Origin of the sequence: Massilia agilis (assembly GCF_024756255.1) — a bacterium.
Classification (GTDB): domain Bacteria; phylum Pseudomonadota; class Gammaproteobacteria; order Burkholderiales; family Burkholderiaceae_D; genus Telluria; species Telluria agilis.
Window position 1 is genome coordinate 195,323 of sequence record NZ_JANUHB010000006.1, and the last position, 19,769, is coordinate 215,091.

Annotated in this window: 18 protein-coding genes; 10 read left to right on the forward strand and 8 right to left on the reverse strand. The window is 66.7% G+C overall.

The features are described 5' to 3' along the window. Positions 1-314: 314 nt before the first annotated feature. The 6 genes from NX774_RS21020 to NX774_RS21045 all read left to right on the forward strand — a co-directional run bounded on the left by NX774_RS21020 (position 315) and on the right by NX774_RS21045 (position 5,778). Positions 315-2,519 (forward strand): hypothetical protein, encoded by a 2,205-nt coding sequence (locus tag NX774_RS21020; RefSeq protein WP_258824239.1) that lies wholly within the window; start codon positions 315-317, stop codon positions 2,517-2,519. A gap of 8 nt (positions 2,520-2,527) precedes the next feature. Then, positions 2,528-3,235 carry a class I SAM-dependent methyltransferase gene (locus NX774_RS21025; protein WP_258824240.1) on the forward strand — a complete coding sequence of 236 codons (708 nt, stop codon included), beginning with the start codon at positions 2,528-2,530 and terminating at the stop codon, positions 3,233-3,235. A 12-nt stretch (positions 3,236-3,247) separates the two neighbouring features. Beyond that, on the forward strand, positions 3,248-3,577 hold the full coding sequence (locus NX774_RS21030) for an SMR family transporter (RefSeq protein WP_258824241.1): 330 nt from the start codon (positions 3,248-3,250) through the stop codon (positions 3,575-3,577). Between the two features lie 13 nt (positions 3,578-3,590). Beyond that, on the forward strand, positions 3,591-4,604 hold the full coding sequence (locus tag NX774_RS21035; RefSeq protein WP_258824242.1) for a glycosyltransferase family 2 protein: 1,014 nt from the start codon (positions 3,591-3,593) through the stop codon (positions 4,602-4,604). A 135-nt stretch (positions 4,605-4,739) separates the two neighbouring features. Beyond that, the gene (gene ssb / locus NX774_RS21040; protein WP_258824243.1) at positions 4,740-5,240 is read left to right on the forward strand and encodes a single-stranded DNA-binding protein; all 501 of its coding nucleotides are present in this window, start codon (positions 4,740-4,742) and stop codon (positions 5,238-5,240) included. 220 nt (positions 5,241-5,460) lie between these two features. Further along, the gene (locus tag NX774_RS21045) at positions 5,461-5,778 is read left to right on the forward strand and encodes a hypothetical protein (protein ID WP_258824244.1); all 318 of its coding nucleotides are present in this window, start codon (positions 5,461-5,463) and stop codon (positions 5,776-5,778) included. A 6-nt stretch (positions 5,779-5,784) separates the two neighbouring features. Here NX774_RS21045 and NX774_RS21050 read toward each other — a convergent pair whose 3' ends face one another. Genes NX774_RS21050 through NX774_RS21065 form a run of 4 tightly spaced genes read right to left on the reverse strand, consistent with a single transcriptional unit; the run spans position 5,785 to position 9,858 of the window. Continuing rightward, entirely contained in the window at positions 5,785-6,972 is a 1,188-nt protein-coding gene (locus NX774_RS21050) for a hypothetical protein (RefSeq protein WP_258824245.1), read from the reverse strand. Further along, complete coding sequence (locus tag NX774_RS21055) at positions 6,969-7,742, reverse strand: outer membrane lipoprotein-sorting protein (protein ID WP_258824246.1); 774 nt, start codon at positions 7,740-7,742, stop codon at positions 6,969-6,971. The genes NX774_RS21050 and NX774_RS21055 overlap by 4 nt, the downstream gene beginning before the upstream one ends. 11 nt (positions 7,743-7,753) lie before the next feature. Further along, on the reverse strand, positions 7,754-9,142 hold the full coding sequence (locus NX774_RS21060; RefSeq protein ID WP_258824247.1) for an ABC transporter permease: 1,389 nt from the start codon (positions 9,140-9,142) through the stop codon (positions 7,754-7,756). Further along, complete coding sequence (locus NX774_RS21065; RefSeq protein WP_307731387.1) at positions 9,139-9,858, reverse strand: ABC transporter ATP-binding protein; 720 nt, start codon at positions 9,856-9,858, stop codon at positions 9,139-9,141. The genes NX774_RS21060 and NX774_RS21065 overlap by 4 nt, the downstream gene beginning before the upstream one ends. Positions 9,859-9,944: 86 nt before the next feature. Here NX774_RS21065 and NX774_RS21070 point away from each other — a divergent pair, with 86 nt between their 5' ends. Further along, positions 9,945-10,880 (forward strand): helix-turn-helix domain-containing protein, encoded by a 936-nt coding sequence (locus NX774_RS21070; RefSeq protein WP_258824249.1) that lies wholly within the window; start codon positions 9,945-9,947, stop codon positions 10,878-10,880. 10 nt (positions 10,881-10,890) lie between these two features. Here NX774_RS21070 and NX774_RS21075 read toward each other — a convergent pair whose 3' ends face one another. After that, positions 10,891-11,694 carry an isocitrate lyase/PEP mutase family protein gene (locus tag NX774_RS21075; protein WP_258824250.1) on the reverse strand — a complete coding sequence of 268 codons (804 nt, stop codon included), beginning with the start codon at positions 11,692-11,694 and terminating at the stop codon, positions 10,891-10,893. 93 nt (positions 11,695-11,787) lie between these two features. Between NX774_RS21075 and NX774_RS21080 the strand changes: the two genes are divergently transcribed. After that, positions 11,788-12,687 (forward strand): LysR family transcriptional regulator, encoded by a 900-nt coding sequence (locus NX774_RS21080; RefSeq protein ID WP_258824251.1) that lies wholly within the window; start codon positions 11,788-11,790, stop codon positions 12,685-12,687. On the opposite strand, the gene NX774_RS21085 is transcribed toward NX774_RS21080, so the two are convergent. Then, positions 12,684-13,712 carry a lysozyme inhibitor LprI family protein gene (locus tag NX774_RS21085; protein ID WP_258824252.1) on the reverse strand — a complete coding sequence of 343 codons (1,029 nt, stop codon included), beginning with the start codon at positions 13,710-13,712 and terminating at the stop codon, positions 12,684-12,686. The genes NX774_RS21080 and NX774_RS21085 overlap by 4 nt on opposite strands. Before the next feature lie 334 nt (positions 13,713-14,046). On the opposite strand from NX774_RS21085, the gene NX774_RS21090 reads away from it, so the two are divergent. Further along, the gene (locus NX774_RS21090; RefSeq protein ID WP_258824253.1) at positions 14,047-15,204 is read left to right on the forward strand and encodes an MFS transporter; all 1,158 of its coding nucleotides are present in this window, start codon (positions 14,047-14,049) and stop codon (positions 15,202-15,204) included. 47 nt (positions 15,205-15,251) lie between these two features. On the opposite strand, the gene NX774_RS21095 is transcribed toward NX774_RS21090, so the two are convergent. After that, the gene (locus NX774_RS21095; RefSeq protein WP_258824254.1) at positions 15,252-16,073 is read right to left on the reverse strand and encodes an AraC family transcriptional regulator; all 822 of its coding nucleotides are present in this window, start codon (positions 16,071-16,073) and stop codon (positions 15,252-15,254) included. A 124-nt stretch (positions 16,074-16,197) separates the two neighbouring features. Here NX774_RS21095 and NX774_RS23440 point away from each other — a divergent pair, with 124 nt between their 5' ends. Then, a complete protein-coding gene (locus NX774_RS23440) occupies positions 16,198-17,874 on the forward strand; it encodes a methyl-accepting chemotaxis protein (RefSeq protein WP_307731389.1) in 1,677 nt (558 codons plus the stop codon). On the opposite strand, the gene NX774_RS21110 is transcribed toward NX774_RS23440, so the two are convergent. Next, positions 17,871-19,679, reverse strand: a complete 1,809-nt coding sequence (locus tag NX774_RS21110) for a glycoside hydrolase family 2 protein (protein WP_258824255.1) — start codon at positions 19,677-19,679, stop codon at positions 17,871-17,873. The genes NX774_RS23440 and NX774_RS21110 overlap by 4 nt on opposite strands. Between the last annotated feature and the right edge of the window lie 90 nt (positions 19,680-19,769).

The following is a 19,769-nucleotide window of genomic DNA, read 5'->3' on the forward strand; positions in this document are numbered from 1 at the left end:
GCAACCCTGCAATGCACTCTTGCAAATACCGGCGAGAGCAGGCGGGCAGGGAAAGCTGCAGATGGTGCGCTTCAAGTATTTTCCAATGACAAATCCACCAGAACGCGCAAATAAAGTTGCTCGTGGGCGAGGCTGAAACAGGGCTTGCCGCCCGGTTGACGCACCTCCAACTCTGCCTTTTTTGCTTGCGTATCATGCGACGCCAGCCGATGCATGTTTGGCTACGTCCGGGCGTCGCCCTGCGCGCTAGCGGCCATTGCATCAATCCATCCACGAGGGATTGCCGTGTCTTCCAGTGTCATGCCAAGCCATCCATGAACCGCCGCCTTCCCACTGCAAGCAAAGCGCTCCTGTACGTCGCCCAGGTGGCAGTTGTGGCCGCCATTGCGTACAACGTGCTGCACCTGCGCTCGTACGACCTGCGGGTTCCCTTCGAATACCAGGGCGATTCGATGGTCATTCTCATGTACATCAAAGGGATGCTGCTCAACGGGTGGACGTTCATCATTCCACAGCTGTCTGCGCCCTTCGAGCTGAACGCAGCCGCCTTCCCGATCATGACCAATGCCGACTGGCTCATCATGAAGGCGATCTCGCTCTTCACCTCGGAGCCGGGGCTGGTTCTCAACGGTTTCTGGCTGCTCACGCTGGCCCTGTCCGCGGCCAGCTCGACGCTCGCGCTGCGGCTGCTGGGCCTGGGCCGCGTGTATGCCTTTGCCGCCGGCATCCTGTACGCGTTCCTGCCATTCGCCTTGCTGCGCAACGTCGCGCACGTGAACCTGGTGTACTACCTCGTTCCGCTGCTTGCGCTGCTCGCCGTCCACATTGCAGGCGGGCTGGCGAACCAGAACGACAAGCTGATCAGGCGCGTGGCCTATGCCGCGTGTATCGCCCAAGGGTTTGACTACGTCTACTACAGTTTTTTCGCGGTGCTGCTCTTTGCGTTTGCGGGCGTGGTTGGCTACGTGGGCACGCGCTCGCGCCGCGTTCTCGCCGTCGCCGCCACTGCGATGGCACTGGTGATTGGCGCCACGTCGATCAACCTGTCTCCAAGCCTGTACAGCTGGTACAGCGCAGGCAAGCCGCCCGAAATGAACTACAAGAAGCCGGCCGAGGCGGAGATCTACGGGGCCAAGATTCGCAGGATGATCGTGCCGAATCCGCATAACCCGGTCCGTTTCCTGGCCCAGTGGGCGCGCCGGGACCAGGCCAGCGCCTTCCCCAATGAAAACGAAAACACCATGGCGCGCCTGGGCCTGGCCGCGTCGGCCGGCTTCGTCCTGCTGCTGCTGGTCTCCCTGCGCGTGCTGCGCCTGCCGAATGACGAATCCGGTGCGATGCTGGCAAGCCTTGCGCCATTGTCCCTGTTCACCCTGCTGTTCGTCACTGCGGGGGGCGCCGGCGCGGTGTTCAACCTGTTCTTTTTTTCCGACATCCGGGCGTACAACCGCTTCTCGGTCTTCCTGGCATTCTTCGCGCTCGCCGGCCTTGGCTTCGTGTTGCGGGCATGGCCGCGTGGCCGCCTGGGCAAGAGGATCGCCTACCCGTGTGTCGCCGTGTTCGTGGTGCTCGGCTTGTACGACCAACTGCTCGACTGCAACCTGCCCGAGCGCGCAGTGGCGGATACCAACCAGTACCGGGCCGACCGCGATATCGCTGCCCACCTGCAGGCGCTTTACCCGGCAGGCGCCAGCATTCTCCAGCTGCCGCTCACCGGCTTTCCGCCGGGGTACCTGCAGGACCGCATGCTGTCGTACGACCACCTGCGCCCGTTCTTGTGGAGCGGGGAAAACATGCGATGGAGCTGGCCGTCGTTCTCGCAGCGCCACCGCGCGTGGCAGGATCGCCTTGCCGGCACCGCGCCGCCAGCGATGGTGGATGCGGCGGTGTATTCGAACTTCGATGCCATCCTGGTCGACCGGTACGCCTACAAGGACGATGCAAGGCAACTGGTGTCGGCGCTGGAAGCGGCTGGCGCGGTCCGAAAATTCGACCATTCCCGGTACGTGGTGCTTGACCTGGGCGCGGCAGGCGACCGGCTGCTGGCCAAGGTGGGGGCGCCCGAGTTCGCGCGACAACGCGCGCAGTGGCTGAACCCGGCCATCCGGGTTGCCTGGGGGCCGGGCTTTTACGACGCGGAGACGAGTGCCGAGGGCGTGCACTTCCGATGGTCGTCGCGCCGCAGCAGCCTTACCCTGGTTAACGAATCGCCGCTCACGAAGAAACTCCGGGTCGATTTCGACGTCGCCTCGCAAGCAGCCGGCACGGTCCAGGTTGAAAGTGGAACGCGGCGTTGGCACATCGATTCGCGTAGCGACCCCAGCCATGCCTCGCTCGAGTTGTCCATTCCGCCCGCCGCGCAGCACACCCTGTCATTCCAGGGCGAGGTGGCGCGTGTGGTGGCGCCGGGCGACCCGCGCGAGCTCTACTTCAATGTCGAGAATTTCGGCTACGCCGAGCTTGTCGAGGAGGCGCCCGACAAGGCCGTTGTTGCCGACACCCGGGGGCGGCAGCAATGAGACGCGAAGTGACAACCCGCATCCGCTTTGTGCTGGATGAGCTGGTTCCGCCGCTGGTGCGCGACAGCCGCTGGTTCATGTGGCCGTTCTTCGTGCTCGCCTACGGAACACTCTCGGTCAGGCATTTTATGGAGTTCAAATCCAGGGCCTATTCCATGACGGCAGAGGAATACCGTCGCTTTTACGCTTCGCTGGGCAAATCGATCTCGCGACGTCGCAACACCGACCTGAACGAAGCTTCCGTCAGGTTCATCCTCGACAAGCTTCCTGCGGACACCGGCGCGAGCTTGCTCGATGTCGGGGCCGGCAATGGCTATCTGCTGGGCCGTCTGGCGCAAGCCCGTCCGTGGCGACGTATCGCGGGTGCAGACGTCGTCGTCAACAAGGACGCGGCCAGCCGCTTCCAGATTTACCCGGGCATGCTGCCCGCGCTGCCGTTTGCGGAAAACGAGTTCGATGTCGTCACCTGCACGCATGTCATCGAACACCTGCTCGATGTCGAGGCGTCGGTGAAGGAATTGTTGCGCATAACCAGGCGCCGGCTGTTCGTCGTGGTGCCGCGCCAGCGCTACTTCTACTACACGCTGGACGAGCACCTGAACTTCTATCCGCGCATCGAGCCGCTGCTCAGGTTGTTCCAACCCTACCCCGTCATCTGCACTGTGCAGGATGGCGACTGGGCGCTGATGGTCGATGTTGGCGGCGATGCGGGCTGACGCGTGCGCAACATGCTCCCCCTGGTCCTCGTGGCGTGCGCGCTCGCTACCGTGCTGACGATGTCGCATGCACTCCTGCGCGCCTCGTCCAGCCACCCGCCTTTCGAGCTGGGCTGGGTGCTGCGGGTGGGCAGCGCGCTGCTGCTGTACGCCGCCGTGTTTTTTGCCTACTCCATCATCCTCAAATACTTCGACCTGTCGGTGCTGTATCCGACTTACACATCGCTGTCGATACTCGGGGTCTTCCTCGTCGGCGTGCTCTATTTTGGCGAGCAATTCACCATGGCCAAGCTGGCTGGCATGGTTGCGATCATCCTTGGCGTGGGCCTGATGGCCTCATGAAGCGGAAGGTGCCATGAAGAAGACAATCTCGGTGGTCGTTCCATGCTTTAACGAAAGCGGCAGCCTGTGCCATTTCGTCGATCGGTTCCGCCCGCTGCTGTCCAGGCACCCCGGCTATGCGTTCGAACTGGTCTTTGTCAACGACGGCAGCACGGACGATACCTTCGCCCACATCCGCGCGCTGGCCGCGGCCGAGAGCTGGGTCAAGGGCATCAACCTGACCAGGAACTTCGGCAAGGAGGCAGCGTTGACTGCCGGGCTGGACTACGCGCACAGCGATGCGGTCGTGTTCATGGATGCCGACCTGCAGCATCCTCCCGAGGTCGTCAGCGATTTCATTGCGCGGTGGGAACAGGGCCATGACGTCGTGGTCGGGCACAGGGTGTCGCGCGAGACCGATTCGCGGGCCTACCGAATGCTTGCCAACGTCTTCTACCGCATCAGCAACCGCATTTCCGACGTCAAGCTGTCGGAACACGAAGGCGACTTCAGGCTGATCGACCGAAAGGTGGCGGACAAGTTGCGGCAATTGCGGGAAAACCGCCGTTTCATGAAAGGCCTGTTCGCCTGGGTGGGCTACGAACCCGTGTTCGTGGAGTATGAAGTGGGGCGGCGTTTCAACGGAGTGTCTTCCTTCAACACATGGCGGTCGTGGAATTTCGCGCTCGAGGGAATCACCAGTTTCAGTACGGTGCCGCTGCGGATCTGGAGTTACCTGGGCGGTCTGGTGCTGCTCATCGGCCTTGGCTATTTGCTCGTGATTGTCCTCCAGGCGATCCTGTACGGCGTCGTCACGCCTGGCTACGTGACCCTGCTGGCGGCGGTGGTGGGCTTTAGCGGGGTGCTGATGATCGGCATCGGCATTCTGGGCGAATACATCGGCCGGATCTACATGGAAGTGAAGCAGCGCCCGACCTATCTGGTGAAGGAAATGGTCAGCAATCCGCTGGAAACGGCGCAGGCGGCCGAGCCCGCGCAGCCGGGAAACAGCTCCGCGACCGCCTGGGGTGCGCCGGCGGACGGATGAGGGTAGAATGCGCGCGCAAAAAGTTAGGCGGCGGCCGGCAGAGCAGGCATAATAGCGAGTCGCAGCGAACACACAACCACCCTGATGCTTAGTCAAGTGCAGAGTCAGGGTTCACTTAACTGAAGGAGACAAGCAATGGCATCCGTGAACAAGGTCATTATCGTCGGCAACCTGGGCCGCGACCCCGAAATCCGCTACATGCCGAGCGGCGACGCGATCGCAAACATCGCGGTGGCAACCTCGTACCGCTCGAAGGACCGCAACACCGGCGAGCAGAAAGAGCTGACCGAATGGCACCGCATCTCCTTCTTCGGCCGCCTGGCCGAGATCGTGGGCCAGTACCTGAAAAAGGGCTCGTCGGTCTACGTCGAGGGCCGCCTGCAGACGCGCAAATACACTGACAAGGACGGCATCGAGCGCTACGCGACCGACATCATCGCCGAGAACATGCAAATGCTGGGTGGCCGCCAGGGCATGGGCGGCGGCGCCGACATGGGCATGGACGACGGCGGCTACGACGCCCCGCCGCAACGCCAGCCGCAGCGCCAGGCGCCGCCGGCCCCGGCCCCGGCAGCTCGCCCGGCCCCGCGCCCGGCGCCGAACTTCTCGGACATGGACGACGACATTCCGTTCTAAAACCAACCTTGTTGTTTTATTGTTGGTAGAGGCGCGCGTTTCCTTATGGAACGCGCGCTTTTTCTTTACTCACACTTGATCTCGTGCTTTAGTCGAGTTGTTGTTCAAATACTATTTTGCGGGAATAGCGGCCAGTTGCACTGCATAGATCTGTCGCGCGCGCCTTGGGGGTATCGAACTGATGACGCCACAGCGGAAACTCCGCGTCGGGAACGCTCTCATGATCGTAGGCACAATGCCGCTCGTACTCGGCCTCATCTGGATCGTCAGCGTTATTTTTTACGCACAGACGCACAAAGGCCAGATGGGAGGATCCGACGCATTTCTCATGATTGGCGTCCTGTTCATCACGTATAGCTTTGCTTTTCTGGTGGGTGGCGGCAGCGCGCTATGGTCGGCTCTCGTAGCCAGAGGCAATCCTGATGCTCGCACGCGCGCTTCAACCTTGGTGCGGCGCTTCGTTTGCATCTTGCTCGGTGCACCGTTGGCCGGGTATTTCGGGCTCAACCTTTTCTCGTTTTTGCTCTCATTACGTTAGCCCCACTCAGAAGTAGCTGCGCAGCGTCGCCTGCCACCCGTTGGTCGCGGACAGCGCCCCGTAATTGCTCAGCGCCTCGCCGCGATGCCGCTGCCACTGCAGCGCGTAGTCGAACCGCCCGGCGTGGTAGCGCGCCTCCAGCCACAGGCGGCGGCTCGGGTCGATCAGATCGACGTTGTGCATGGCCGACAGGTCGAGCCGGGGAACGAACGCGTCCTGCCAGCGCGCGTGGAAGAACAGCTCGCGCCGGGTCGGCAGCACCTGCAGCGCCTGCGCCTGCTTGCGGTACAGCCCGTACAGCGGCAGCGGGCCGTGCCTCACCATGTCCCACGCCGCGTCGTCCGCGCCGCGGCCATCGTGGTGATACTCGGCGGTGACCGAGAGCCGGTTTGGCGCCGTGTAGGTCAGGCCGGCGGAGGCCTGGTTGCGCCAGCGCCGCTCCTGCGGCCCGGTGCCAGCGCTTGCCGCCAGTTGCGACACGCTGCGCCCGCCAGACCACTCGACAAAGGCGACCGTCGCGTCGCCGAGCAGGCTCGTGACATTCAAGCCGAACTGCGCCGGCTGCGAACCTTCCCGGTAAGCGAGCACCTGCGGCGCCAGCACGCCAATCTTCTGGCTTGCCGCGAGCAGCATCCGGGCCGGATGCGCCACACCTACGCCATCCTGCGCCGGCGCCCACACGGCGGTGAACGAACCGCTGTCCCACACCTTCTGCCCGCGCAGCATCGTGCTGCCCTGGCGGTTCTCCTTCAGGCTGGCCGGGTCGATCGACACCACCGAACGCACCGCCGCGCGGCCAAAATAATCGGTGGGGTTGTAGCCGAGCGCGACCCCGTTGCGCAGGTTGATGCGACCGGCGTCCAGCATCGTTCCTGCATCCGGACGCCAGCTGGCGAAGGCATCCTTGAGCGTGTTGATGGCGTGCCGGCCCGGCCAGTTGACGTCGAACCGGTCGGCGAACGAAATGGACCACTGCGCGGACACCGCGTGCTCGTACTGCAGGTCGAGCGACAGGCGCCGGCTGGCGCCGCTGCCCGCGCCTGCCTCGACGAAGCTGCGCCAGTCACTGGCGGCTGGCGTGACCACCGGCGCCTGGTCCGCCAATGCGAGTGCGGCGACGTCCAGGTCCTGGGCCGCTGTCGCCAGTGGCGCCAGCAGGCAGCCGGCGAGCAGGGCGTCGCGCAGCGCGCTCATTCTGGTTTAAAGCGCGGCAGGTAGTCGCGCTGGAGCCAGGCTTCGGGCACGTCGCGCTTGACCCAGTCCGAGAAGCGCAGCACAGTCACCCAGTCCGGCTCGAGCCCGTCGATGATCACGGTCTCGGTCGGGCGCTCGGTGCCGAACACCTTCTGGTAGCGCCGATAGTAGGCAGTCTTGAGCAGCTTGCCGCTCTCCGCGTAAAAGCGGGCCTTGACCGGCCGCGCGCTGCCCTTCTCGACCCACATCTCGATGCGGTGGTACGACGCGTCCGGCGTGGATGGCGCAAGATTGAGACGGTAGCAGCTGCGCTTGACGCGTTCGCCATCGAGCGCTTCTTCCTCGGCCGCCTCCGTGGCGCGGTAGTCGCGCGCGAAGTTCGTGGTCACCACGTCGCCGTTGGAGGCCTGCCCCAGCAGCCTTTGCTGCGGCGAGAGCCGGATGCTGGCCTTGCTGGCCGGGTCGAAGAACCACAGGTCGCGGCCGTTGTAGAGAATGAGCTTGTTGGCGTCGCGCGCCGGCGCCGTGTAGCGCACCAGGCTGCGGAATTGCCCGCCGTTCGGATCGGCTTTCGAATAGATCGCCAGCACGCTGGTGTCGGTCTGCTTGCCCTGTCGGTATTCGACCAGCGTGTTGGTCAGCCCGAACGGGAAGTCCGGGTTGCGCACCGCGTCGCTGGCGGCCAGGATTTCCTGCGGAGTGCTCGCGGCGTGGGCGGGTGCGAACAGCACGCTGGCCGCTGCCAGCAGGGCTGCAAAAAGTCGTTTCATGTGCGTTCCTTTCATGCGTGGCGCAGGGCGTCGACGATGGCCAGCCGGGCAGCGCGCCGCGCCGGCCACCACGCGGACAGCACGGTCACCGCCAGCATGCCTATAACGCTGCCGGCAAGCAGGCGTGGGCTCTGCCCGATGAGCACCTGCACCAGGTAGGCGTAAGAATAGCCCGGCGGCGTCCAGGTCCAGCCACTGTGGTTGATGGCCTGCGCTACCACCAGGGCGCATGCCACACCCGCAACCGCACCCGCCGCGCCCAGCACCACAGCCTCGCACAGGAACAGCTTGCGGATGCCGGAGCGGCGCAGGCCCATCGCGCGCAGCGTGCCGATTTCGGCGGTGCGCTCGACCACGGCGGTGCTCATCGTGTTCCCGATCGTGAACAGCACGATCACGCCGATCAGGAGCGCAATGAACCCGAACATCGAATCCATGAACTCGTTGGTCTGGCCATAGGTGGGGTTGAGCGTGCCGAAGTCGAGCACTTCCAGGTCTTGTGCGCGCAGCTCGGCAGACAGCAGCGCGGCCAGGCGCTGCCGCGCCGCCTCCAGCTGCGCCGTGTGCTTCAGCTGCACGATGATCGCGGTCACCTGCGGCGCTTCGCTGCCGAATACCAGCCGCTGCGCCTGCGCCAGGTGCATCGCCATGTACACGTCGTCCAGCGCCTTGATGCCCATGTTGTTGGCCTTGATGACGTCCAGGCTGGCCACGTTCGGAGCGCCATGCGCGGTCGCGGCCAGCATCTCGATGCGGTTGGCGCTGGCGACCTTGGCTGCGGGCTGGTCCAGCGATGCCAGCGCGGCGATATCCGAAGGGAGGGCGGCGGCGTGCGCGGCCACGGGAAGTGCTTGCGCCGCGCAGCCGGCTTCGTCCAGCAGGGAGCACAGCTTGAGCTTGCGGGCCACGCCGGTGCCCACCACCACCGCGTCCGGCGCGGCACCGGCCAGCGGCAGCGGCTGCGCGTAGCTGACCAGCTGGTAGTCGTTCCACTGCAGCATGCGGTTGCGGTCCTCGGCGACCAGCCCGGTGGCCATCACGGAACGCGATGCGCCGGTGGCGAACACGCCGGCGATGCCGCCCAGTTGCAGCGTGGGCGTGACCACGGCCAGCATCGGGGCCAGCTGCGGGTCCTGGCGGATCTTGTCGATCAGGTGCTGGTAGCCGGCGATGGCGTAGGCGGTCGGGTTGTCGCCGCCATCGACGAAATAGCCCTTGCGCTGGATTTGCAGGTGGCCGCTGTACTGGACGAAGCCGGTCTGTGTGCCGTACTTGATACTGGAGCTGTATCCGCCGAAGAGCAGGATCGCCACCAGGCCCACCACCATGGCCAGCAGCGTGGTGAACGAGCGGCGCCGGTTGCGCAGCAGGTTGCGCAGTGCGAGCGAGAAGGTGTTCATGCGTTCCATCCTTGAGTGGCGACGATGCGCCCGTCGCGCATCAAAATCAGGTCGTCGGCATGGGCGTGCAGCTGCGGGTCGTGCGACGAAAACACGAAGGACACGCCGCGCTCGCGCTGCATGGCGCGCATCAGCGCGATGATCTCGGCGCCGGTGTGGCTGTCCAGGTTGGCGGTGGGCTCGTCGGCCAGCACGAGCGCCGGGCCGGTCGCGAGTGCGCGCGCAATCGCCACGCGCTGGCGCTGGCCTCCCGACAGTTGCCCCGGGCGGTTGCCCGCGCGGTCCGACAGGCCGACCGCGTCGAGCAGTTCGCGCACGCGCTCGCGGCGGCGCGCGGTCGGCACCTTGGCCAGCACCAGCGGATATTCGATGTTCTCGTACGCGCTCAAGACCGGCAGCAGGTTAAAGCTCTGGAAGATGAAGCCGATGTGGCGCGCGCGGAAGTCGGACAACTCGTCGTCGCCCATCGCGTTCACCTGCCGGCCCGCGACCACGATCTCGCCGCGGTCGGGCACGTCGATGCAGCCGATGAGGTTTAGCAGGGTGGTCTTGCCGCTGCCGGATGGCCCCGACAACACGGTGAACGCCCCCTGGCGGATGTCGACGCTGATGTCGGACAGGGCCGGCACCTCGACCGAATCGAGGCGGTAAGTCTTTCCAATGTTTCGCAAACTGACCGGATGCACTGCGATCTCCTGAAAACTGAACCCAGCCATCGTAGCGATGCGATTGTGGCAAGTCTTGAACTTTTGCGACATTTACTTTTTAGCAAATATCGTTCCGGATTGCTTATACTGGGCGGATGCACAAGGTCGATGAATCCTCGCTGGGCTTTGCTGCGCCGGCGTTGTCCGCCGCGCGTTGCGAGATGTGGCTGCCGCGCGCCTCGCTGTCCACGCTCGTGCGTGCCGTGATGAGCCGCGACACGCGCGCGGTGGCGCTGGGCAGCGAACAGCGCTACAACCACCTGCCTGCCACGCCGCTGTGTTCGATCATCTGGTACTTCTCGGGCGAGGCCGAGCTGCTCGAACCCGGCTATCCCGCCGATGCCGCCAGCCCGCGCGCGCCGCTGCCCGACAGGGTCATGTTCACCGGCCCGTTCAGCCGGCCGACCGTCAGCTGGAACCCGGGGCCGGTACACGTGATGGCGCTGCTGCTGCAATCGGACGCGCTGGCGCACCTGCTCGGGATCGATCCCGGCGCCTACGTCAACCGTGTGGTTCCGGCCGCCGAGGTGTTCGATGGCGAATGGATGGCGATGTGCGCGGCGGTGCAGGCGGCGCCGGACGACGACGCGCGCGTGGCGCTGGTCGAGCAGTTCCTCGACCCGCTGTGGCAGCGGCGCCGGCCGGAGAGCTGGCTGCCGGCGCGCGCGTACGCCGACTGGACGCGCAACCTGATGATGCGGGCCGCGAACTCGGGCCTGGGACGGAGCCTGCGCCAGGTCGAGCGCCGCATCAAGCACTGGGCCGGCCTGCCGCTGCGCGAGCTGCACGGGATCAGCCGCGCCGAGCGTGTGTTCTTCGACGCGGTGGTGGCCGAGCGTTCGGGTCGGCCCAACTGGAGCGAGCTGGCCGACGGCGCCGGCTATTCGGACCAGTCGCACCTGTGCCGCCAGACGGTGCGCATCACCGGTTTTCCGCCCGAGGAGCTGCGGCGCCGCACCTTCGAGGACGAGTCGTTCTGGGCCTACCGCCTGTGGGGCATGAGCGAACAGCCGCTGCGCCGCCCCGAATGAACGCGGCGGATCAGAACAAGCCGTTGACCTGGGCGTAGGGTGCGGCCCCTTCGATCAGTGGCTGCGAGCAGCCATCGGCAAGAAAGCCGCTCGCCAGCTCGGCGGTGCGCGCCCACAGCTGCTGCGGCAGCCATGAACCGGCGCTGACGCGGCGCACGCCCAGCGCACCCAGTTCGCCCACCGGCGGCAGGCCCGGCCACGCGATGACGTTCAGGCGCAGGCGCGTGCCGGCGGCGATGGCGCGGATCTCCTCGCGATCGACAACGCCCAACACGAACAGGCCGTCCGCGCCCGCGCTGGCGTAGCGCCGCGCGCGATCGAGCGTCTCTTCCACCCGTACCTGCGGTTCGACCAGGCCGCGCGCGTACACGTCGGTGCGCACGTTGATGTACAGCCGCACGCCAAGCCGGTCCGCCACCGCGCGCGCCTGCTCGATCTTTTGGCACAGCAGGTCCGGCGGTCCGGCGCCGTCCTGGATGTTGATGCCGACCGCGCCGGCGGCGATGAAGCGCGCCACGTGCCCGCCCACCTGGCGCGGGTCGTCCGCGTAGCCGCCTTCGATGTCCACCGACAGCGGCACCGTGAGCACGCGCGCGATGCGCTCGACGGCAGCGATGTGCTGCTCGAGCGGCAGCACATCGCCATCGCGGTAGCCGAGCGACCAGGCCACGCCCGCGCTGGTGGTGGCAATCGCTTGCGCGCCCAGGTGTTCGACCAGGCGCGCGCTGCTGGCGTCCCAGGCGTTGGGCAGGCGCAGCGGCTCGGGCTGGCCGTGCAGGTGGTGGAAGGCGAGGGCGTGCTGTGCGTTGTCCATGTGTTCCTCCTGTAAAGAGAAGCACATGTTAATAATCCCGATTTGCATTGATAATAGCTTGGAAAGCAAGACATTCATTCACAGGAGGACCGAATGCAGGAGCCATCGCTGGCGCTGGTGCGCGCCTTCGTCACCGTGGCCAGGCACCAGAGCTTTGCCAGGGCGGCGCGCGAGCTGGGGATGACGCCGTCGTCGGTGAGCCGGCTGGTCAAGCAGCTCGAGGCGGCGCTGGGCATCGTGCTCATCAACCGCACCACGCGCGCGATGTCGCTCACCGAGGCCGGGCAGCGCTACTACGCCGACTGCGCGGCCGGTTTCGAACAGCTGCGCGGGGCCTGGGAGCGGCTGCGCGACGAACACGAGCTGCCGCAGGGGATGCTGCGCCTGTCGGTGCCGCTGGTGTTCGGACGCACCCACGTGGTGCCGCACCTGTCCGGGTTCATGCGCGCCTACCCGCAGATCGAGATCGACCTGATTCAAACCGACCGCTATGTCGATATCGTCGGCGAAGGCGTGACGCTGGCGATCCGCATCGGCCGCCTCGAGGACTCGACCCTGGTCGCCAAGAAGCTGCTGCCGAACCGGCGCATTCTGGTGGCCGCGCCCGCGTACCTGCAGCGGCATGGCGAACCGGCGAGCGTGGACGATCTGGCTCGGCACGATTGCCTGGTCTCGACCGCAAGCCACGACGGCGAGGCCTGGCGCCTGGTTGGCCCGGAGGGGGAGCGGCTGGTGCGCCCGCGTCCGCGTGCGCGGGCCGACAACGGCGACGCGGTACGCCAGCTGGCGGTGGATGGGCATGGCATCGCCTTCCACTCGGCGGTGACGATGGCGCCGTCGATCCGCGCCGGGGAGCTGGTGCAGGTGCTGCCTGCGTGGTCCGGGCGCGAGACCGGCGTGTACGCGGTCTATCCGGCGCGCGCGCTGGGGCCCGTTGCGCGCAGCTTCCTTGCGTACCTGATGGCGCGCTGGGCCGAGGATGGCACTGCCTAGCGGCCTTCGGCCGCCGCTTCCAGCTCGTCCAGCTGGCGGATGCGGCGGCTGGTGAGCAGCGCGCGCCAGCCGGAGGCCGGCACGTCCGGGTACTTGATCGAGCCGAACAGCTCCATCGCGTCGCGGTAGGCGAGCCAGGCACGCTGGGTCTTCTCGACCCCTGACTTGCGGATCGAGCCGAGGTAGGAGTCCGGGCCCGGCACGGCCTGCATGAACTGCTGGTACAACTGGTTCATCTTGTCGTCCAGCGCCTTGTATTCGCCCTCGCTAAAGCGTGGCGTCTTCCCGCGCTGGAATTCGGACAGGTCCTCGTTGAAGCGGTCCAGCTCCGCGCTCAGGGCCTCGGCGCGCAGGCGCGCGCGGGCCAGGCTGCCCTGGTCGGTCTCGTAGTCGCCGCGATGCTCGGCAAAGTGCTGCATCGCCTCGCGCACCATGTCCAGCCCGACGCGTTCCTTCGGCGTCCACGCGCGCGTGAGCGCGGCCAGGTCGTCGTTGCGCAGGCGGTCGCCCTGGCGCTCGCGCGCGGCGGCGCAGAAGTCGCGCAGGGCCGGGCCGGCGTCGTCGCACTGGTCGAACACGGTGCGCGTGTCGCGCCGCTTCAGGCGCGCGAGCCGGTTGCGCAGCTCGGACGGCGTGGATGGCATGGCGCACGCGTACTTCATCGCCAGCCCCAGGTTGGGCGCCACGCCCGAGCCGTTCGCATACAACATCATCAGCACCGCGCTGTCGCCGGTGCGAAAGGCGCATTCGCGCACCTTGTCCCAGTCGGCGTCGCCGGGCCGGTGCATCGCGCGGGTGTCGTAGTACAGCGCGGCGGCGTCGCAGCGCGCCGGTCCGCCTGCACGCGCCAGGTCGCCCGGCGGCGGGCGCAGGTAGCGCACCTGCTGGCATTGCAGGCCGGGTTCGGTGGCGGCGCCCTTGTGCGTCGCCGCAGGATGGTTCGCGGCCCAGGCATCAGCCGCGAGCAGCGCCGCGGGGACCATCGCCAGGCGCAGCACGCGCAGCAGGGTTGAAGTCGTGGCCATCGCCCACCTCCTCATTTGCTTCTCGAATGCAGTTAGTTTCCGAACGGAAGATTCAAACCTAAACCAGGCCGGTCCTGGCTGAGGTGACGTGGCGCAATTTCTCCGCATGTTGTGTGTTCAAAATCAAGTGCTGCAAGCTTCGCAATGCACGCAAATTTTTTTCCGCTAGGCAAAGCAGACGGCGGAAAAACTCTTTAAAATTCCTCTCGTAAATTATTCCTGACGCCAACCACTTCGGTTGGCGTTTCGCATTTTTAGGCCCTGTTAGCAGTTCTTTACTGAAAGAAGTTGAACGTCCTGCCTCGCAGGCCCGCCCAACCGACCACCCGGAACAATGCAAACTCCTGTCTCCACCCAACGCTTTTCGCTTACCCAAGTACAAGTCCAAAGTTTCGCCCTGCCCCTGCTGTTCGCCCTGTTCGGGCTGATCATGGGATCGTGGGCGGGCCGCATCCCGGCGCTGGCCGCCGGCGTGCACGTGTCGCACGCCGCGCTGTCGATGGTGCTGCTGTGCGGCGGCCTGGGCGCCGTCGTGTCCTACCCGATTTCGTCCTGGCTGATGGGCAACTACGGCGCCCGCAAGACGCTGCTGGTGTCGGGCCTGGCGCTGCTGGCCGACCTGGTTTCGATCGGCATGGCGCCGACCGTGCCGCGCCTGATGCTGGCGGTACTGATGCTCGGCATTACCGCCTCGACCTTCGACGTGGCCGTCAACTCGGCCGCCACGCGGCGCGAAAAGCAGACCGGCAAGTCGGAACTGTCCCGGCTGCACGGCCTGGGCTGCGCCGGCGGCCTGGCGGGCGCGACCCTGGGCAGCCTGATGGCGAGCCTGCACATTGCCCCGGCCACCCACTTCGTCATGCTGGCCGGTCCCCTGGCCCTGGTGCTGTGGGGCGCCTGCCAGATGCTGGACATCGACGATGCCGCCGAACACGTCGAAAAGAAGAAATTCGCGCTGCCGCGCGGCCCGCTGGCGCTGCTTGGCGCGATCGGTTTCCTCGGCTCGATGGCCGAAGGCAGTATTGCCGACTGGAGCGGCGTGTTCCTGCGCGAACACTTCCACGCCACCGACGGCCTGGCCCCGCTGGCCCTGTCGTCGTTCTCGGTGATGATGCTCGCCTCGCGCATGTTCGGTGACCGCCTGAAGGCGCGCTATGGCGCCAAGCCGCTGGTCAGCGGCGGTGCGATGCTCGGCGCGGCCGGCCTGTTCTTCGCCGTGCTCTCGCCCAACGCGTTCTGCGCGCTGTTTGGCTTTGCCGTGGCCGGCCTGGGCCTGTCGCTGGTGTTTCCGTTCGTGTTCTCGGCCGCCGGCGCGCAGGGGCCGATGGCGCTGGCCGGCGTGGCCAGCATGGCCTACACCGGCAGCCTGATGGGGCCGCCTGCGATCGGCGCCATCGCCCAGGGCCTGGGCATGCAGGCCGCGATTGCGTGGATCGGCGCGCTGGCGCTGGCCATCGCCTGGGTTGCCAACCGGGCGCGCCTGCTCAAGTAAGCGCGACTGATCTGGCTGCAGCGGCGCCTTCGGGCGCCGCAGTGCGTTTACGCCCGCGCCGCGTGCAGCCACTGGCGCGGCGATACTCCGACAGAAGCCGTGAAGGCGCGCGTGAAGGCGGCCGGGCTGGCGTAACCGGCCTCGGCGCTCGCGGTTTTGACCGGCATGCCGCGCAGCAGCAGGTGTTGCGCGAGCGTGATGCGCCAGCGGGTCAGGTACTCGCCAGGCGGCAAGCCCACCACGTTGCGGAAGTGCTCGGTGAAACGCGCGCGCGACATGCAGGCCACCCTGGCCAGCCCTTCGAGCTGCCACGGCTCGTGCGCGCGGGTGTGGATCGCCTCCAGCGCCAGGGCAAGCTGGCGGTCCGCCAGGCCAGCGAGCAGGCCGACCGGCAACTGGCCGCTCTCGAACTGGTGGCGCATCACCTGGATCATCAGCACGTCGCACAGGCGGTCCAGGATCACGTCGCGGCCCTGGCTCTGGTTCGCTTCGGCAAACAGCAGGAACAGCGTCTGGCGCAGGGTGCCGCCCTCGCGCAGCGGCAGGCAGATGCAGTCGGGCAGCATCCGGGCGAGCAGGTTGCGGGCGCCGTCCTCGAACGCGATGGTGGCGCACAGCAAGGCCGCCGTGTGACCGTTCGGCACCGCCAGCCGGTGGCTGCTGCCGCGCGGGTAAAGTACCATTGCCGGCTCGTCCACCCGGAAGCTGGCGCCGTCGGGGCTGGAGAAATCGACAGGGCCGGCACGCACCAGGTGCAGGTGGCCCACCTTGCCGTCCTGGACGAAATCGGTCGCGTCGCAGAAGCTTCCATTGAAAAACACGCGCGCGTTGAACGAATAGCGGCCGACCAGCGATGAGATTTTGTCCATGTGCACTTTGCGACTGTTGAGCATTATTTCTGGATGATCTGCAAAGTTTCCAGATAGCAATCTCTACAGAGGGCACTGACAATACAGCATTTTTCAGATGACTGTATAACAGGAGCACCAAAGCATGAGACATACCAGCATCAAGCACGTGATCTTGGCGACCGTCACCTTGCTGGTGGTGATGATGGTCGCGGTCGGCGCGGTCGGCTTGGGCATGACCAACCATGCGGTCGGTTTGCTGGAGGGCGTGTCGCTGCGCGATGCGCGCCAGCAGGCCATGATCGGCAACATCATGCTGCGCGCCGAAGTGAACCGCAGCCAGATCCTGCAGGCACTACAGCACCACCCGGACACCAAGTACGCCAGCCTGCACGACCATCCGCTGGCCGTGCATTTCGCGGCGATCGACGCGAATACCGCCGAGCTGCGCAAGGCCTGGGACGGGTTCGCCGCATCGCTGCAGACGGCGCAGGGCAAGGCCGGCGCTCGCGCATGGTACGCGGACAGCGCTGGGCTGGGGATCGACAGCGTGGCCGCCGCCGAGGCGGCGTTGCAGCGCGGCGACTGGGACGGCGCCGAACACATCCTGATTACGAAGATCAATCCCGGCTACAAGAACGGCCAGCAGGCCTACCAGCGCCTGCAGCAGTTGCTGGCCGAGCGCGGCCGCGCCAACAGCGCCCAGGCGCACAAGGACATTGCGGAGCAAGACCTGTGGATGGCGGCGCTGATCGTGCTCGGCGGGCTGCTCGGCTGCGGCGCCGCGGTGTTCTTGCTGCGTAGCATTTTCCGTCCGCTCAACGAGGCGGTGGCGGCGGCGCGGCGGGTGGCCCAGGGCGATCTGTCGGGCACGATTGCGCCAGGTTCGCATAACGAGTTCGGCCAGTTGCTGGCCGCACTGGCGGAGATGAACGCGGCACTCGCCCGCATCGTCGGCGAAGTACGCGAAGGCACTAACGCCATTGCATCCGGTTCAACTCAGATCGCGGCTGGCAACATGGACTTGTCGGCGCGCACCGAGCAGCAGGCCAGCGCGCTGGAGGAGACCGCCGCCTCGGTCGAGCAGCTCACCTCCACCGTCCGCCAGAACGCCGACAACGCGCGCCAGGCCAATGCGCTGGCGGCCACCGCATCGGGCGTGGCCGAGCGCGGCGGCGCGGTGGTGGCCGAGGTAGTGGGCACGATGGGCGCGATCAACGACTCGGCGCGCAGGATCGTGGACATCATTTCCGTGATCGACGGCATTGCGTTCCAGACCAACATCCTTGCGCTGAACGCGGCGGTCGAGGCGGCACGCGCGGGTGAGCAGGGGCGCGGGTTTGCCGTGGTTGCGGCCGAGGTGCGCAACCTGGCCCAGCGCGCGGCCAGCGCGGCTGGCGAAATCAAGGGCCTGATCACCGATTCGGTGGCCAAGGTCGACAGCGGCACCAAACTGGTGGACGAAGCCGGCGCCACGATGAAGGAGATCGTGGCCAGCATCCGCCAGGTGGCCGACATCATGGCCGAGATCAGCGCGGCCAGCATGGAGCAGACTTCGGGCATCGAACAAATCCACCAGGCGGTCGGCCAGCTGGACGAGGCCACCCAGCGCAACGCCGGCCTGGTCGAGGAGGCGGCCGGCGCGGCGCAGTCGCTGCAGGACCGCGCCGCGGCGCTGGCCCGCCTCGTTGCCCGGTTCCGGCTCGACGCGTCGGCGCAACGCCCGGCGCCGGCGCGCGCACAGCCAGCGCGCACCGCGGCACGGTTCGGCCAGCCGCGCCTTGCCGTGCAGGGCGCCGCCAGCGACCCGCAGGCGTATTAGGCGGTGGGCCACAGGCGGCGGTGCAGCGCAAGCACCGCGTCGGGGTCGATCTTCGGTTCGCGCAGCGCGGTCAGCAGGCCGTTGCGCTCGTGCTCGATGTCGGCCAGCTGGGTGTAGCACACCCCGGCCAGGAACGGCAGCGTGGCCAGGCCTTCCATCAGCACCCGGTAGCGCTCGGCCAGCTCGCCATCGCTGCGCACCACCCCGTAGGCGTCGTACAGCCGGTCGCGCCGTTCGGGCGCCACCTCGGACGCTTCCATCAGGTAGCCGCCCACTTCCGACAGAACGATCGGCTGGCCGCGGTAGCGCGCGCCGTCGAGGAACAGCGAGGTGTCGCGTGACCAGCCCTTGTCGGGCGGGCGCCCGGTGCGCAGCGTGTCGGTGTAGCGTGCCAGCAGCTTGTCGACGGGGTAGGTGTAGTCGTGGATGGTGCAGACGTCGGTCAGGTCGGTGTGGTGCCAGCCGTCGTTGTCGATCACCGGGCGCGTGGCATCGAGCATGCGGGTGCGGCCGACCATCTGTTCCAGGTAGGAGTGCTGCTCGGGATGCATCGTTAGCTCGGGAAAGCCGAGGTTTTCCACCAGCGGCACCCAGGCGATGATCGACGGGTGGTTCAGGTCGCGCAGGATCGCGCGCAGCCATTCGATCAGCAGCCTTTCCTCGGCCTTGGTGGACCAGCCGCGCGCGTTGGGCATTTCCTCCCACACCATCAGGCCCATGCGGTCGCACCAGTAGAGCCAGCGCTCGCATTCGATCTTCTGGTGCTTGCGCACGCCGTTGAAGCCGAAGCGCTTGATCCAGCCGATGTCGGCGCGCAGCGCGGCGTCGGACGGGGCGGCCAGCAGCGTGTCGGGCCAGTAGCCCTGGTCGAGCACCATCAGCAAAAAGATGCGCTCGCCGTTCAGGTGGAAATAGCCGTCGCGCAGTTCGATCTTGCGCAGCCCGGTGTAGGACTCCACGCTGTCGAGCAGCGTGCCCTGGTGGTACAGGCGCACGCGCAGCCGGTACAGGTGCGGGTTGGAGGGTGTCCACGGCTGCGGCGAGGCGATGCGCGTGGACAGCACGATGTGGGCGGCGTGGGTGCCGGCGCGGGTGCGCGCGATCAGGTGGTCGGACTCGATGCCGTCGAACACGTCGAGCTCGGCTTCCCAGGCGCCGAACGGCGCGTGCAGGTTGGCCTGCACGGCCAGCATGCCGTCGGGCTGGGCCGACAGGATGCGCAGGTGGTCGATGCGCACCGCCGGCACCGGCTCGAGCCAGACGCTTTGCCAGATGCCGCTGGTGCACCAGTAATAGATGCGCACCGGTTTGCCCGAGGCGGACTGCTTGCCGCGCGGCTGGTAGGGATCCTGCCGGTCCTCGACCCGTACCGTGACGCGGTTGGGGCCGGGCCGCAGGTAGGGCGCAATGTTGAAGTAGAACGGCACGTGCCCGCCCCGGTTGCGCCCGGCCATGCGGCCGTTGACCCAGACCTCGGCCGCGTAGTCGACGGCGCCGAAGTGCAGCAGCAGCTCGCCGAAGGTCCAGCCGGCGGGCACCTCGAAACTGCGGCTGTACCACATGATTTCGTGCACCTCGCGCGTGCCGACGCCCGAGGTGCCGGACTGGTACGGGAACGGCACCCGGATGCGGCGCGCCAGCGGGCGGCCGTCGTACCAGCCTTCGTCCAGGCCGCGGTCCTGGTCGTCGAACGCGAACTCCCACCAGCCGTCCAGGCTGGCCCAGCCGGCGCGCACCAGCTGCGGGCGGGGATAGGGGAAGGCGGTGTCGGGCAGGTCCATTGGCACGATGGTAGGGCGCGTCACGGCCAGGTGTTTGCGCTGCGCCAAATGCGCCGGGGCCGTTGCGCAGAACTTCAGGCGGCTCAGCCTTCTCCAACGTGGGCGTTGAAACCG

Coding starts and splice junctions, on each gene's coding strand:
- NX774_RS21095 (WP_258824254.1), bottom strand. CDS start 16,073: ATGGACAAAATCTCATCGCTGGTCGGCCGCTATTCGTTCAACGCGCGC.
- NX774_RS21060 (WP_258824247.1), bottom strand. CDS start 9,142: ATGAACACCTTCTCGCTCGCACTGCGCAACCTGCTGCGCAACCGGCGC.
- NX774_RS21075 (WP_258824250.1), bottom strand. CDS start 11,694: ATGGACAACGCACAGCACGCCCTCGCCTTCCACCACCTGCACGGCCAG.
- NX774_RS21065 (WP_307731387.1), bottom strand. CDS start 9,858: ATGGCTGGGTTCAGTTTTCAGGAGATCGCAGTGCATCCGGTCAGTTTG.
- ssb (WP_258824243.1), top strand. CDS start 4,740: ATGGCATCCGTGAACAAGGTCATTATCGTCGGCAACCTGGGCCGCGAC.
- NX774_RS21080 (WP_258824251.1), top strand. CDS start 11,788: ATGCAGGAGCCATCGCTGGCGCTGGTGCGCGCCTTCGTCACCGTGGCC.
- NX774_RS21085 (WP_258824252.1), bottom strand. CDS start 13,712: ATGGCCACGACTTCAACCCTGCTGCGCGTGCTGCGCCTGGCGATGGTC.
- NX774_RS23440 (WP_307731389.1), top strand. CDS start 16,198: ATGAGACATACCAGCATCAAGCACGTGATCTTGGCGACCGTCACCTTG.
- NX774_RS21070 (WP_258824249.1), top strand. CDS start 9,945: ATGCACAAGGTCGATGAATCCTCGCTGGGCTTTGCTGCGCCGGCGTTG.
- NX774_RS21090 (WP_258824253.1), top strand. CDS start 14,047: ATGCAAACTCCTGTCTCCACCCAACGCTTTTCGCTTACCCAAGTACAA.
- NX774_RS21035 (WP_258824242.1), top strand. CDS start 3,591: ATGAAGAAGACAATCTCGGTGGTCGTTCCATGCTTTAACGAAAGCGGC.
- NX774_RS21055 (WP_258824246.1), bottom strand. CDS start 7,742: ATGAAACGACTTTTTGCAGCCCTGCTGGCAGCGGCCAGCGTGCTGTTC.
- NX774_RS21020 (WP_258824239.1), top strand. CDS start 315: ATGAACCGCCGCCTTCCCACTGCAAGCAAAGCGCTCCTGTACGTCGCC.
- NX774_RS21030 (WP_258824241.1), top strand. CDS start 3,248: ATGCTCCCCCTGGTCCTCGTGGCGTGCGCGCTCGCTACCGTGCTGACG.
- NX774_RS21045 (WP_258824244.1), top strand. CDS start 5,461: ATGATCGTAGGCACAATGCCGCTCGTACTCGGCCTCATCTGGATCGTC.
- NX774_RS21050 (WP_258824245.1), bottom strand. CDS start 6,972: ATGAGCGCGCTGCGCGACGCCCTGCTCGCCGGCTGCCTGCTGGCGCCA.